10 protein-coding genes are annotated in these 13,944 nt (G+C 71.3%); 7 read left to right on the top strand and 3 right to left on the bottom strand.

What is annotated here, in order from left to right; all coding sequences use genetic code 11:
- Positions 1-67: 67 nt before the first annotated feature.
- Together BG418_RS34915 and BG418_RS34910 are read right to left on the bottom strand one after the other, a co-directional pair.
- The gene (locus tag BG418_RS34915; protein ID WP_188278071.1) at positions 68-2,884 is read right to left on the bottom strand and encodes a stealth conserved region 3 domain-containing protein; all 2,817 of its coding nucleotides are present in this window, start codon (positions 2,882-2,884) and stop codon (positions 68-70) included.
- The gene (locus BG418_RS34910; protein ID WP_317453863.1) at positions 2,881-3,891 is read right to left on the bottom strand and encodes a hypothetical protein; all 1,011 of its coding nucleotides are present in this window, start codon (positions 3,889-3,891) and stop codon (positions 2,881-2,883) included. Before BG418_RS34910 ends, BG418_RS34915 begins: the two co-directional genes overlap by 4 nt.
- Positions 3,892-4,091: 200 nt before the next feature.
- On the opposite strand from BG418_RS34910, the gene BG418_RS34905 reads away from it, so the two are divergent.
- The 7 genes from BG418_RS34905 to BG418_RS34875 all read left to right on the top strand — a co-directional run bounded on the left by BG418_RS34905 (position 4,092) and on the right by BG418_RS34875 (position 12,698).
- Entirely contained in the window at positions 4,092-6,251 is a 2,160-nt protein-coding gene (locus BG418_RS34905) for a PIG-L family deacetylase (RefSeq protein WP_188278070.1), read from the top strand.
- Positions 6,252-6,424: 173 nt separating this feature from the next.
- Complete coding sequence (gene galE, locus BG418_RS34900) at positions 6,425-7,399, top strand: UDP-glucose 4-epimerase GalE (RefSeq protein WP_188278069.1); 975 nt, start codon at positions 6,425-6,427, stop codon at positions 7,397-7,399.
- Between the two features lie 137 nt (positions 7,400-7,536).
- Complete coding sequence (gene proB, locus BG418_RS34895) at positions 7,537-8,664, top strand: glutamate 5-kinase (protein ID WP_317453862.1); 1,128 nt, start codon at positions 7,537-7,539, stop codon at positions 8,662-8,664.
- Between the two features lie 149 nt (positions 8,665-8,813).
- On the top strand, positions 8,814-9,299 hold the full coding sequence (locus BG418_RS34890) for a hypothetical protein (protein WP_188278068.1): 486 nt from the start codon (positions 8,814-8,816) through the stop codon (positions 9,297-9,299).
- A 121-nt stretch (positions 9,300-9,420) separates the two neighbouring features.
- Complete coding sequence (locus BG418_RS34885; protein WP_188278067.1) at positions 9,421-10,704, top strand: glutamate-5-semialdehyde dehydrogenase; 1,284 nt, start codon at positions 9,421-9,423, stop codon at positions 10,702-10,704.
- A gap of 89 nt (positions 10,705-10,793) precedes the next feature.
- Positions 10,794-11,396, top strand: coding sequence for a hypothetical protein (locus BG418_RS34880; RefSeq protein WP_188278066.1), 603 nt, complete (start codon positions 10,794-10,796; stop codon positions 11,394-11,396).
- A 228-nt stretch (positions 11,397-11,624) separates the two neighbouring features.
- Complete coding sequence (locus BG418_RS34875) at positions 11,625-12,698, top strand: hypothetical protein (RefSeq protein ID WP_188278065.1); 1,074 nt, start codon at positions 11,625-11,627, stop codon at positions 12,696-12,698.
- A gap of 33 nt (positions 12,699-12,731) precedes the next feature.
- Here the strand turns inward: BG418_RS34875 and BG418_RS34870 are convergent, their stop codons facing one another.
- Positions 12,732-13,940: a M48 family metallopeptidase gene (locus BG418_RS34870; RefSeq protein WP_188278064.1), complete on the bottom strand. Its 1,209-nt coding sequence runs from the start codon at positions 13,938-13,940 to the stop codon at positions 12,732-12,734.
- Positions 13,941-13,944 lie beyond the last annotated feature (4 nt).

The raw sequence follows: 13,944 nt of genomic DNA, 5'->3' as shown, positions 1-13,944 counted from the left end.
AAGGGGCTCGGCCCGGACCAGATGGTCCGGGCCGAGCCCCTTACTCGTATCCGACGCGACAGGCGCGTCAGTCGCGCTCGAACCGCGACTTCACCGGGAAGTACGCGCTCAGGAACGCCCGCAGTACGCGGTCCTGCTCCTCCACCGACACCTCCGCGTCGGCGGACTCGCCGATGCAGAACACGTCGTGGCCGCGCTCGGCCAGCAGCCGGGTCAGCACCGTGTGGTGCTCGTAGTTGCCCACGTTGATGTAGCTGCAGGAGATCGCCGACGGCACCGAGCTGCCGACCAGGTAGCCGTAGTGGTGGTGCAGCGACGACGTGATCGACAGGTCCGAGTTGGCGCGGAACGGGTTGGCGGCGGTGCGGCCCACCTCGTCCGGGAACTTGTCCTCGATCTCGCTCAGCACACTGCGGCGCAGCGGGTGCGGCGCGTGCAGGAAGCTGGTCGTCGCGGTCCGCCCGAACGCCTGCTCAAGCAGGGCCCGGTTGTTCTTCGCGGCCGCGAAGTAGCCCTCGTCGTCCGGGGACGGCTCGGTCGGCGGCACGGCGGTCGGCGAGCGGAAGAACTTCGCCACGCCGTTGCTCAGGAAGAACGACGACGGGTTGAGCGGACGGCCGATGAACACATCGTCGTTGAGGTACAGGAAGTGCTCGGCCAGACCCTCGATGTGGTGCAGCTGGCTCTCGATGGCGTGCGAGTTGAACGTCGGCAGCCACGCCGCGTCCTTGAAGATCTCGCGGTGGCTGACCACCTTGATGCCGGGCTGCGTGGTGTCCAGCCAGTCCGGGGTCTGGTCGTCGGTCACCAGGTAGATGGTGCGCACCCAGGGCGCGAACATCTCCAACGAGCGCAGCGAGTACCGCAGTTCGTCGCGGTTGCGGAACCGGACGTCGCCGCTGTCGGCGTCGTCGGTCGGCATGTCGTGGGCCCGGCGCACCGTGTCGCGGCGCTGCTGCCACGCCGGGTCGGTGTCGTCGACCCAGGTGTAGACGACGTCGACCGGGTAGTCCACGTCCCACATCAGCTGCTTGGTGAACTGCGCGAGCGTCGGGTAATCCCGGTCGCCGACCCGCAGCTTGGCGGTGGCCTCAAGGTTCGGCAGCCGGCGCCCGAGCAGGGTCGTCAGACGCGGGGTCTCGCGCCAGCCGTCCTCCTCCGACTCGGCCCAGAACTCCAGGCTGCAGCCGTAGGCGGGCCCGTAACGAAGCGTGCGGCTCTCGGAGGTGACCGGCTTGAAGACGCGCAGCCCGGCGACCTCGCCGACCTCACGCAGCCGCTCGGCGAGCACCGCGCCGGGAGCCGAGCCGCGCGGGGTGACCAGCTCGGCGTAGACGGGCTTGCCGTGCAGGGCGGTGGCCATCGCCTCCATCACCTGGCGGCGCTGCTCGACGGGCACGGCGACGCGGTGGGCGACACCGGCGTCGTGGCGCAGCAGGATGTACGGGATCCCCGCGTCCTCCAGGACCTTCGCGGTGATCTCCAGGTTGATCTGCGCCATGGCCGGGCCCGACAGGTCGTCGCGCTGCTCGGCGAGACGGCCGGCGGAGCGGATCAGGGTCCGGTCCTGGGCCTGGAGCATCACCTCGCGGGCCTTCTGCTCGTCCGCCGAGTTCGCCATGTGCGAGACGGGGGCGGCGACGCTGAAGCTGCGGGTGCCACCGGCGGCGATGCGCAGCGCCGTGCGGTCGGCGCGCTGCGCCAGACGCTCGGGGCTGTCGCGGCGGGCCACCAGCTTGGCGAACAGCTGCTCCCAGCGGGCGGTGATCTCCTCGCCGCCGAACCGCTCGTACACACCCTTGCGGGCGGCCTTGCCGAACGCGTGGCGGGTCTCGTCCTCGCCCATCAGGCGGGCCATGGCGGCGGACAGCGAGTCGATGTCGCCGGGCGGCACCAGGAGGCCGTCGACGTCGTGGCGGATGATCTCGGCGGGCCCGGTGACGATGTCGTACGCGATGACCGGCACGCCGGCCGCGAACATCTCCAGGAGCACCAGCGGGAACGCCTCGTTGCGCGAGGGCAGCAGGCAGACGCTGGCCTTGGCCCACTCCTGCTCCATCTGCGAGGAGCGGCCCACCAGTTCGATGCGCGAGTGCATGCCCAGGCCCTCGACGAGGCGGCGCAGCCGCACCTCCTGCGGGCCGTCGCCGAAGATCCGCAGCTGCCAGTCCGGGAAGTCGGCGGCGATGCGCTGGAAGGCGTGGATGGCGTGGTCCAGCTGCTTCTCCGGGGTCATCCGGGCAGCCAGGACGATCGTCTTGGACTCCAGGTCGGCGCGCGGACGGTAGCCGTCGGGCACCGCGTTGGGGATCGCGGCGAGCTCGGGGGCCGCCTCGCGCAGCGAGTCGGAGAACCAGTCGTTGGTGCGCTCGGTCAGCGACACCAGCGCGTCGATGCGCGGGCCGTAGACCAGCAGCGGCTCACCGGAGACGCCGCGCAGCTGGGAGGCGCGGTGCTCCTGGTGCACGGTGATCACCCGGGCGGGGGCGAGCTCGGCGGCCGCCGCCATCAGCGCCGGGGTCGTGGTGACCAGCACGTCGGAGTCGAGGGAGCCGAGAGCGGCCGTCATCTCGATGTCCGAGAGCCGGTCGAAGGTGGACTCCCAGGACGGCTTGATCAGCTCGCTGGGCAGCGACTCCAGGGTGCGGCAGGCGCTCTCGTCCAGGGCGCTGGTGCGCACCGGGCGGCCGTACGATTCCGTCCTGTCCACCAGATAGCGCCGCTTGACCTGCTGGGCGGCCGCGAAGAACGGCTCCGGACGGGTCTTGAAGACGCTCAGCACCTCGACGTCGTGCCGGGGAGCGAGATGGATCGCCTGGGTGTAGGCGGCCATCTCGGTGCCGCCCATCTCGTCGCCCCAGGTGAGCAGAAACGTGATCTTCATGCAACTTCCTCTGCGCCACGGGGGGCGGTTCCGAATCCGGTACAGGACACGGCGAACACGCCGGCCGGGGTGACGTAGGCGTGCACCCGCGCGAGCGAGCCGTTGTCGAGAGCGACGATACGGAACGGTGTCCGGTAGACCTGCTTGGGGTAACGCACATCGGTCAGCCGCCGGGTGATCTTCAGCCGGGTTCCGCCGGTCTTCAGATGCATGTCCCAGGTGCGGGTGGTGCGGCCCACCGACATCGCGGCGAGCGGTACGTCGAAGGTGAAGCGGTCGCCGTCCCACTCGACGGGGGCCGTGACCGACTTGCTGCTGCGCCGCAGCACCGCCTCCGCCGTGTACTCCGACACCGGGGCGCGGCCCGCGATGAGCCGGCCGTGCACCACGACCCGGTCCCAGCGCAGTTCGAACGAGGTCAGCTCGGCGTGGTGGCGCGGCCCGCGCACGCTCAGCATGGAGCGGCCGTCGACCGAGCGGACCGGGCGGAAGATCGCGCCACTGGTCGGCGACGGGGACGTCGACAGGGTCGGGCCGTCCAGGGAGTCGGAAGAGGCGGAAGGGGCCGCGGAGATCTTCGCCCGCAGCTCACGGCCGTCACTCCCGGTGACCACGACCTCCATGCGCCAGGTGCCGGTCGACAGCAGCGGACCGCGCACGGCGGTCTCCGACGGATCGTCGTGGCGCAGCGGAGAGGTGGCCGTCAGAAGGAGAGTTCCGTCACTCTGCGGCTCCTGCTCCAGGTCGACGTGCACGACCCGGCGGCCACGGGAGAACTCCAGGTGAGCCGCGCTGATGGCCTCGGCACGGCGCGGGAAGGCCACCGCGAAGTTGAGGGTGCGTCCACCGGAGACCGAGAAGTGCACCGCCTGGAGCAGCGGCCGCGGCTTGACGCCGTCGATGGCCGGTACGGTATGCATCTGCTCGACACGACGGCGCATACGTACTGCCGCGCGGCGTGCCCGCTTGGCGGCGCCCACCGCATAGGGCAGCAGTGAGTCACTCACGGTGAACCTAGCTCTCGTCTGGGCTAATGGTCAGCGTTGCATGCTGCCAAGATTGCGTAAGATCGGCAAGTTGCTTCGTAATTCTATCGATGCATCACGATTGCTTCATCGAGTGGAACCCAAACGAAGTTTCCTCCCTCTCCTCGGATGGCGGTCTGCTTGATCGCAGATGAACGTGAAGCGGGGAGTGGGAGAAGGACATGGGACGCTGGTCGAACATGGGACGCCAAGTGACGTCCCGGCGTACCGTGCTGGCCTCGATGGCGGGGGTAGTGGCAGCCGGTGCGATCGCCGGATGCGACAGCTCCCACCCGTCGGCGAGAGGCGCGGCGGTCACCAGTCAACCACCGAAGCCGGTGTCGCTGCTGCCGGTCGACCGCCGCAGCAGCTTCGACGCCCCCGGCAACCCGCTCGCCATGGCGATCCTGGCGCACCCGGACGACGACCTGTTCTTCATGAACCCGGACACGCTGCACACGATCGAGCGCAATGTCCCCGTCGTCTCCGTGTACGTCACCGGCGGCGGCTCCTACGGCGTCAACCAGGCACCCGGCGAGCCCAAGGCCCGCCCCGACGTGCCCGCCTACGTCTCCGCGCGCCAGCAGGGCCTGCGCCAGGCGTACGCCCGGATGCTCGGCGCGACCCTGTTCACGCCCTGGAACCGCACCGTCGTCAAGCTGCCCGGCGGACGCGCGGCCGAGCTCAACGTGCTGGAGTACAACGGCCGTCGCGCCGAACTGATCTTCCTCGGCATCCGGATGCACGAGAAGACCGGCCGCGGCTCGGTCGGCATGACCCAGCTGTGGAACACCCCCGGCGTCGTCCTGCGCACCCAGCCGACCCCCGAGTCCACGGTCCAGGAGAAGTACACCTACAGCCGCGACGACCTCACCGAGACGCTGCTGTTCCTGATGCGCAAGTACCGGCCCACGCTGGTGCGCACCCTCGACCCGGACCCCGACGCCCAGGTCCACGACAAGCTCCACCCGCGCGGCAGCGACCAGGTCGGCTACTCCGACCACCCCGACCACACCGCCGTCGCCCTGTTCACCTGGCGGGCGCTCGCCCAGTGGGGCCAGGGCAGCTCCGAGGGCTCGCGCACCCCCGGCTTCCTCACCGAGGCCTACCGCGGCTACTACAACCAGCGCTGGCCCTACAACCTGCCGGGCGACACCGTCCACCAGAAGACCGAGTACCTCAACGACTACGGCGGCGCCTCCAGCTGGCAGTGCGGCAACGCCTCGGGCTGCGGCGACTACTCGGTCGGCCTCAACGGCGTCCTCAAGTCCAAGAAGGGCTGGGTCCGCTCCACCCACCGGCGCTACCCGACCGCCGGACCCAAGGTCGTCCTCGACAAGGACGGCCGGATGACCGCGTACGCCGTGCTCGGCACCCGCGCCGCACGCTGGCGCGAGTCCGGCCCCTACAGCGGCGGCTGGGGCGCGGCCGAGGACCTCGGCGGCGGCCCGCTGGCGCCCGCGCTCAGCGCGGTCGCCGCCGCAGACGGCCGCCACCTCGTCTTCGGCCTGCGCTTCACCAGCATGGGCCTGACCGACCCGGACGACACCCGCGAGATAGTCCTCCTCCAGCAGAAGACGCCCGGCGGAGCCTTCGAGGACCGCTGGATCAGCCTCGGCAACCCCGAGACCGACGCCCGGCACACCCGCCTCACCGGCCCGCCCACCGCGGTCGCCGCCCCCGACGGCACCGTCCACGTCTTCGTGCGCAACGCCGCCAAGGGCATCAGCACCCGCGTACGCGACAAGCAGGGCAAGTGGTCGCCGTGGCAGAAGCTGCCCGGCGGCGGCCAGATCCAGGAAGGCGTCAGCGCCACCGTCGACGGCGACGGCCGCGTCCACGTCTTCGGCTCCGCCTTCGGCTGGGTCGAGCACTGGACGCAGAAGGACGCCGGCGGCGCCCTGGTGCGCGGCGCCCGCAACCTGCGCACCCGCCCCGGCGACTCGCCGAACGTGGCCACCGCCAAGGACGGCACCGTGCTGCTCGCCTACCCCAAGCCGTCCAGCGACCAGATCAACGTGTCCCAGCTGCGCGGCGGCGAGGCGGGCCGCTGGACCGACCTGCCCGACCAGAAGGTCAGCGGCTACGGCCCGGTCGCCCTCGTCGACGGCCAGGACCTCGCCACCGGCGGCGTCGTGCTCGGCGCCCGCTCCGGCACCGGCGCGGTCGAATACCTCGACAGCGGCAAGCAAGTCACCCTCCACGGCGACGCGTCCACGGGCCTGATGGTCGGCGCCCCCGCCGTCGTCCAGGGCGCGAGCCAGGGTGTCGCCGTCGTCACCCTCGGCCTCAACACCGCCCCCGCGGTGACCAGGGTCCCGCCGCGCGCGGGCACCGTCTGACCGACACACCGTCCGTCCCGCCGAGCCGGGGCGGACCGGGAGCGAACAGGGGCGTGCGGGATTCCCGCACGCCTCATTCGCACGCCCGCCCGCGCAGACGACAACACCCGTCGCGTACGTACGAAAAGTCACACGCGGCCGGAGCGCCGGAGGGCACCTCCTAGACTGTCCGTATGACTTGGATGATCACAGGCGGTGCCGGTTACATCGGATCTCACGTGGTGAAGGCCCTCGTCGACGGCGGTGACCAGGTCGTCGTCCTCGACGACCTCAGCACCGGAGACGCGGCCCGGCTGCCCGAAGGCGTCCACCTGGAGCGCGGCTCCGTGCTCGACCGGGACGTCCTCGACCGCGTCCTGCGCGAGCACGACGTGGACGGCGTCATCCACATCGCCGGCAAGAAGCAGGTCGGCGAGTCCGTGGAACGGCCGCTGCACTACTACCACGAGAACGTCGAAGGCCTGCGGGTCGTCCTGGAAGCCGCCGCCGACGCGGGAGTCAGCCGCTTCCTGTTCTCCTCCTCCGCCGCCGTCTACGGCATGCCCGACGTCGACCTCGTCACCGAGCAGACCGAATGCCTGCCGATGAGCCCGTACGGCGAGACCAAGCTCGCCGGCGAATGGCTCGTCAGCGCCGTCGGCAAGGCCCACGGCATGGCCACCGCCTCGCTGCGCTACTTCAACGTGGCCGGCGCCGCCAGCGCCGAACTCGGCGACCCGGGCATCTTCAACCTCGTCCCGATGGTCTTCGAGCGGCTCACCGACGGCAAGGCGCCGCTGATCTTCGGCGACGACTACCCGACCCCCGACGGCACCTGCGTACGCGACTACATCCACGTCGAGGACATCGCCTCCGCGCACGTCGCCGCCGCCCACCGCCTCGCCCAGGACCCCAGCGCCGCGCTCATCCTCAACATCGGCCGCGGCGAAGGCGTTTCGGTCGCCGAGATGATCGAGATCATCCGCGACGTGACCGGCATCACCGAGCCCGCCCCCGAGACCGCCCCGCGCCGCGCCGGCGACCCGGCCCGCGTCGTCGCCTCCGGCGAGCTCATCACCAAGGAACTCGACTGGGCGGCCCGCCGCGACATCCGCGAGATGGTCACCTCCGCCTGGGAGGGCTGGCTGCTGCGCCACCCGCGCGGCTGAAGTCGTACGGGAGGGGCCTCGCCACACGGTGGGCCCCTCCAACAGACCCCGGACCCGTCCGGCCGCCCCGCGCCCGGACCGTCCAGCGATCGGAATAGCCGCGCGCCCGCCGCGCGGCCTGGCATAGATTCGCCGGTGTGACAGTGGCAAGGCAGTTCGTGACCCAGGCCCGCAGGATCGTCGTCAAGGTGGGCTCGTCCTCCCTCACCACCGCCTCCGGCGGCCTCGACGCCGACCGCGTCGACGCACTCGTCGACGTCCTCGCCAAAGCCCGCAGCGGCGGCGAGAAGGAGATAGTGCTCGTCTCCTCCGGCGCCATCGCCGCCGGACTCGCGCCACTCGGCCTGCGCCGCCGACCCAAGGACCTCGCCCGCCAGCAGGCCGCCGCCAGCGTCGGCCAGGGCCTCCTCGTCGCCCGCTACACCGCCTCCTTCGCCCGCTACGGCGTACGCGTCGGACAGGTCCTGCTCACCGGCGACGACACCAGCCGGCGCGCCCACTACCGCAACGCCTACCGCACCCTCGACCAACTCCTCGCCATGGGCGCCCTGCCCGTCGTCAACGAGAACGACACCGTCGCCACCGACGAGATCCGCTTCGGCGACAACGACCGGCTCGCCGCCCTCGTCGCCCACCTCGTCCGCGCCGACCTCCTCGTCCTGCTCTCCGACGTCGACGGCCTCTACGACGGCGACCCCAGCACCCCCGGCACCACCCGCATCGCCGACGTCCACGGCCCCGACGACATCGCCCACGTACAGATCGGCAGCGCCGGCAAAGCGGGCGTCGGCACCGGCGGCATGGTCACCAAGGTCGAAGCCGCCCGCATCGCCGCCGCCGCAGGCGTCCCCGTCGTCCTCACCTCCGCCAGCCACGCCGCCGACGCACTGGCCGGACGCGACACCGGCACCTGCTTCCACCCCACCGGCCGCCGCTCCGCCGACCGCCTCCTGTGGCTCGCCCACGCCTCCACCCCGCAGGGCCACCTCGTCCTCGACGACGGAGCCGTACGCGCCGTCGTCGAACGCCACTCCTCGCTGCTGCCCGCCGGAATCGCCGCCGTCGAAGGCGAGTTCAGCGCCGGAGACCCCGTGGAACTGCGCGACACCGCAGGACACGCCGTCGCCCGCGGCCTCGTCAACTTCGACGCCAAGGAGATCCCCCAGCTGCTCGGCCGCTCCACCCGCGAACTCGCCAAGGAACTCGGCCCCGAGTACGAGCGCGAAGTCGTACACAGGGACGATCTGGTCGTGCTGCACCCCTGAAACGGCTGAAAGTCCAGCCTTCGGCCGGACACCTTCACGAAAACCGCCCCGCGCGCCGCCCCGGGCTGGTCAACTTTGTTGCTGGGTACTCGCAGGGGGTGACCTCGCGGGGGCACTACATCGCATCACAGCATCACAGGAGGCCGCCGGTGAGACGAGCACGCCCGGGGGCGGCGCCCCGAGTCGGGGGAACCCACGCCCGCAGGGCCGTGGGGGAGGACGGGCGGACCCTGACCAGCGTGGGCACGGGGGCCGACATCACGCAGAGCGAGGAGCGGGAACAGCCCGGGGACACCCCCCGGCTCTGGCACATCACCCTCAGCGTCTCCGGCGCCGAGGCCCCGCTCAAAGAGGTCCGGCGCGGCCTCGAACAACTCGCCCACGACCACCCCTTCTTACTGACCAGCAGATACGCGGGCGACCACGCCGAGATCCGCTACTGGGAAGAGGCCCGCGACCTCCACGACGCGGCCGCCGTCGCCCTGCGCCTGTGGGGTGAACACCGCTCCACCGCCAAACTCCCGCCCTGGGAGATCGTCGGCCTGGAGGTCATCGACCGCGAGACCTACCACCAGCGCCTGGCCGAGGGCTACGGCCCACCACCGGCCGCACCGGTCGGGGTGCACCCCTTTTGAGAGCGCCGCTCTCTCCGGGACCAGCTCACCGAGGCCCAGCGCGCGACCACACCGTGAGAGACCCGTCTCGGACAGTGGAATACCGGCGGAACGCCCACGCCGGGAGCATTACCCTGCGTGCATGAGCGCGCAATCCCCGAACGAGAACATGTCCCCGGTCCTCCAGGCCGCCCACCGGGCCCGCACGGCCGCCGCCGAAATCGCGCCATTGCCGCGCGCGGCCAAGGACGACGCGCTCCAGGCGATCGCCGACGCCCTCGAAGCCCGCACCCAGGAGATCGTCGAGGCCAACACCCTCGACATCACCAAGGCCCGCGAGGCCGGGACCAGCGAGACCGTCGTCGACCGCCTCACCCTCACCCCCGAGCGCGTGCGCGCCATCGCCTCCGACGTACGCGACGTCGCCGCCCTGCCCGACCCCGTCGGCGAAGTCGTCCGCGGCTCCACCCTGCCCAACGGCATCGACCTGCGCCAGGTCAGGGTCCCCCTCGGCGTCGTCGGCATCATCTACGAAGCACGGCCGAATGTGACCGTCGACGCCGCCGCCCTCTGCCTCAAGTCCGGCAACGCCGTCCTGCTGCGCGGCTCGTCCTCCGCGTACGAGTCCAACACCGCGCTCGTACAGGTGCTCCGCGACGCCGTCGCCGAAGCGGGCCTGCCCGCCGACGCCATCCAGCTCGTACCCGGCGAATCCCGCGACTCTGTACAGGAGTTGATGCGCGCCCGCGGCCTCGTCGACGTCCTCATCCCGCGCGGCGGCGCCTCCCTCATCCGCACCGTCGTCGAACAGTCCACCGTCCCCGTCATCGAGACCGGCACCGGCAACTGCCATGTGTACGTGGACGCCCAGGCCGACCTCGACATGGCCGTCGACATCCTCATCAACTCCAAGGCGTCCAGGCCCTCCGTCTGCAACGCCGCCGAGACGCTCCTCGTCCACCGCGACATCGCCGACGCCTTCCTGCCGCGCGCCCTCGACGCGCTCGCCGACGCGGGAGTCAGCGTCCACGCCGACGAGCGGGTCCTCGCCTACGCCGAGGCGACCAAGGCGACGGTCGTCCCCGCCACCGCCGAGGACTGGGAGACCGAGTACCTCTCGTACGACATCGCGGCCGCCGTCGTCGACTCCCTCGACGCGGCCGTCGCGCACATCCGGCAGTGGACCTCGGGCCACACCGAGGCGATCGTCACCACCTCCCAGGCCGCAGCCCGCCGCTTCACCCAGTTGGTCGATTCCACCACCGTCGCCGTGAACGCCTCCACCCGCTTCACCGACGGCGGCCAGTTCGGCTTCGGCGCCGAGATCGGCATCTCCACCCAGAAACTCCACGCCCGCGGGCCCATGGGCCTGCCCGAACTCACGTCGACGAAGTACATCGTCACCGGCGACGGGCACATCCGGTAGGCGCCCGGTGGATGGATCCGGCTGCCCCCGAAGGGGAGAGTTCGGACACTCCCTGCCCAAAACGACCGCGCCGGGGCTACGCTGAACCCGTGCCGGACGACGTGGGGGGCAGGCCGTTCCCGGACGGCTGGGAGCCCGACGACGACCGCGGGGGCGCGGACGACGCATTCGCCTCCGTGGTCTTCGACGAGGACTTCGTACGGGCCGCCGAGATCCATGAACCGAGCGCCGTGGAACGGCTGTTGGCCGCAGCCCAGGCGCGCGCCGAGGCCGACGCGGCCCGAGCCCGCGCGGGCTCCGGCCCGGACGACGACTTCACCTACCCGTCCCGCGACCCCGACGCGTTCGGCCCCGCCTTCCCCGGCGGCGCCGAGGCAGGCCCCTACGGCCCGCACGGCGGCGCCCTGCGCCCCTACCGCGGCCGCTCCCGCTGGCACCGCCCGGTCGCCTGGCTGCTCGCCCTGATCATGGGCATCGGCATGATCGCCCTGGCCTTCGCGGCCGTCTACCGCGGCGCCTCCTCCGGCAGCGACGACCCGGCCCGGACACCGGCCACCAGCAATGTGGACAAGCCGGAGGGCAAACCCGGACTGCCGGTCCCGGTGACGGTGGGACCCAGCGCTTCGGCTGACTATTCGGCACCGGCTGCGCCTGCTGCGCCTGCGGCTTCGGCTGTACCTCGGATGGGGTGAGCGGGGCTTGATCGGGGTGGGGGGCTCCCCCCCCGCCCCCTCCCCCCGACCCCCACCCCGCGCCCACCCCACCCCGCCTCCGGCCCCCGCTCGGACAGGCTTCCGATGGCTCTCTGACGCCCGTCCGACGCCCGTCCGACCCCCCTCTGGCCGAGTGGTCGAGAACTCGCCAGAACTTGTCGCGTACCAGCGCGTTTACGGGCCCCTCCGGCGACCTACCCTGAAGGTATGGCAGGGCGTGGAGAGCCACCCGAGGGGACACCGGAGGGTCTCCCCGGCGGAGGTGAGGACGAGTACCGATCCGTCGTCTTCGACGAATCGTTCGTCCGGGCTGCCCGCCTGCAGGAATTCTCCGCACAGGAACGGATGCGTGAGCACGCGCGTGCGGTGCGCAGCCGCTCCAGCTGGTCCTTCAAGCCCTTCACCAGGCAGATAGTCGCGCTGGTCGTCCTCCTCTTCGTCGCCTTCGGTACCGCCGTGTACATGGGCCTGCGTCACCCGTACCAGCCCGGTGGCGGCAGCGTCGCCGCCGAGCCGCTGCGCATGACCGTCATACCCCTGGCGCCCCAGGGCGCCGTTCCCGGCATCGACGCCGCCCAGCTCTTCGACCACAGCCCGGCCGCCCAGTTCCGCACCGGCGCCGAGGGCATCAACCTCCCGGCCGTCCGCAGGACGTCCCACTTCTCCGAGAGCCAGATCATCGCCGGTGTGACCACCGCCAAGAAGTATCTGGTCCAGTCCTCTCTCGACCCCCAGGTCCTCACCGGCAAGTCCGTGCACCAGGTGCGGGCGCTGCTCGACCCGGACCTGCTGGCCCAGTTCGACCAGAGCATCGACAACCCCGCCGACGACGGCCGCCACGCGGCCACCGGCTGGCTGGTGCGATTCGATCCGGCCAAGGTGGCTCTCGCCGACACCCAGGTACGGGTGCAGGGCACGTTCCACTACGCCGAGTCCAGCCGGGACACCCTGGACGTGACGTCCGACCACACCTTCACGTACGCCCTGCGCCCGGCCGCGACCGGTTCGGCCAAGGCGGCCTCGCTCTTCACCGTCCGCCGTGAGCTGCACTTCCGCTTCGACCGCGACGACCTGCGCCTGCACCGGGTGGAGCTCCAGGTCAGCTATGTGGAGGCCGGACCGCAGGCTTGCTCGGCCGATGTCTCCGCGCAGCTGCGGCCGCTGCTGGCGGGGGAGCGGGCCAACACGGTCGGCCCGGCGGGAACCGACCCGTATGCGACCGGTCCCGCCACCGCCGCCCTCTGCGGCACCCTCGCCACCAGCGCCCAGCCGACGCCGTAGGGCCAGACCCACCGGACAGGCCCTGGCGAGCTCTCAGCCCTTGCCGCCGCCGTTGCCACCGGTGGCGCCGCCGTCGCCGTCCCTGGGCTCGTCGTTCGGCCCGTCGCCGTCCGCCGTGCCGGAGGGGCGGTCCGTGCCCGCCGATCCGTCGACCGGGCCATCCGCAGGCCCATCCGTCGGCCGGTCCGACGGACCGGAGTCCGTCGTACGCGAGCCGGAGCCCGCGCCCGTGAACTTGCCGTACAGCTTGCCGCCCAGGTCCGCCGTGCCGCCGGCTATGTCGCCGACCAGCTTCATCAGGGGATCCTTGCTCGTCCGTACCGAGTCGGCGTACGACGCGGCGGACTCGCGGAACGAGTCGGTGACCGAGGTGTCCTTGTCCTCCTCGCGGCGCGGGTAGTGACCGTCCATGATCCGCTGGTAGTCGCGGGTCGCGGCCCACTTCTTCAGCTCGGCCGCGCGCACCGTGGTGAACGGGTGCGAGCGGGGCAGTACGTTCAGGATCTTCAGGACCGAGTCGCGCAGGTCGCCGCCCGCCTCGTACTCCTCGGCCTGCTCCAGGAACGCGTCCACGTTCATCTCGTGCAGGTGGTTGCCACCGGCTATCTTCATCAGGCCCCGCATCGAGGCCTGGAGGTCCTGGCCGACGAGCAGTCCGGCCCGGTCCGCCGACAGCTCCGACTTGCGGAACCACTCCCGCAGCGCCGTCACGATCGCCATCACCGCCACGTTGCCCAGCGGAATCCAGGCGATCTTCAGCGCCAGGTTGGTGAGGAAGAGCAGGATCGTGCGGTAGACGGAGTGACCGGACAGCGCGTGGCCCACCTCGTGGCCGACGACCGCGCGCATCTCCTCCTCGTCGAGCAGTTCCACGAGGCCCGTGGTGACGACGATGATCGGCTCGTCGAGGCCGATGCACATCGCGTTGGGCTGGGGGTCCTGGGTCACGTACATCGGAGGGACCTTCTCCAGGTCCAGGATGTAACAGGCGTCCCGCAGCATGGCGTTGAGGTGCGCGAACTGGGCGTCGCTGACCCGCACCGAGTCGGAGAGGAAGAGCAGGCGCAGGCTGCGCTCCGGCAGCAGACCGCTGAGCGCCTTGAAGACGGTGTCGAACCCGCTGAGCTTGCGCAGCGCGACCAGCGCCGAGCGGTCCGCGGGATGTTCGTAGGCCCGGGAGGAGATCCCGGGGAAGCGTCGGCGCTGCCTGCTCGGCACGCTGTCCTGAAGGTCTTCGGTCATTGGT

The sequence above is a fragment of the Streptomyces sp. CBMA152 genome (genome assembly GCF_014596475.1).
Classification (GTDB): domain Bacteria; phylum Actinomycetota; class Actinomycetes; order Streptomycetales; family Streptomycetaceae; genus Streptomyces.
Note: the sequence above shows the minus strand (reverse complement) of the source record. Positions and strands in the feature narration are given on the sequence as shown.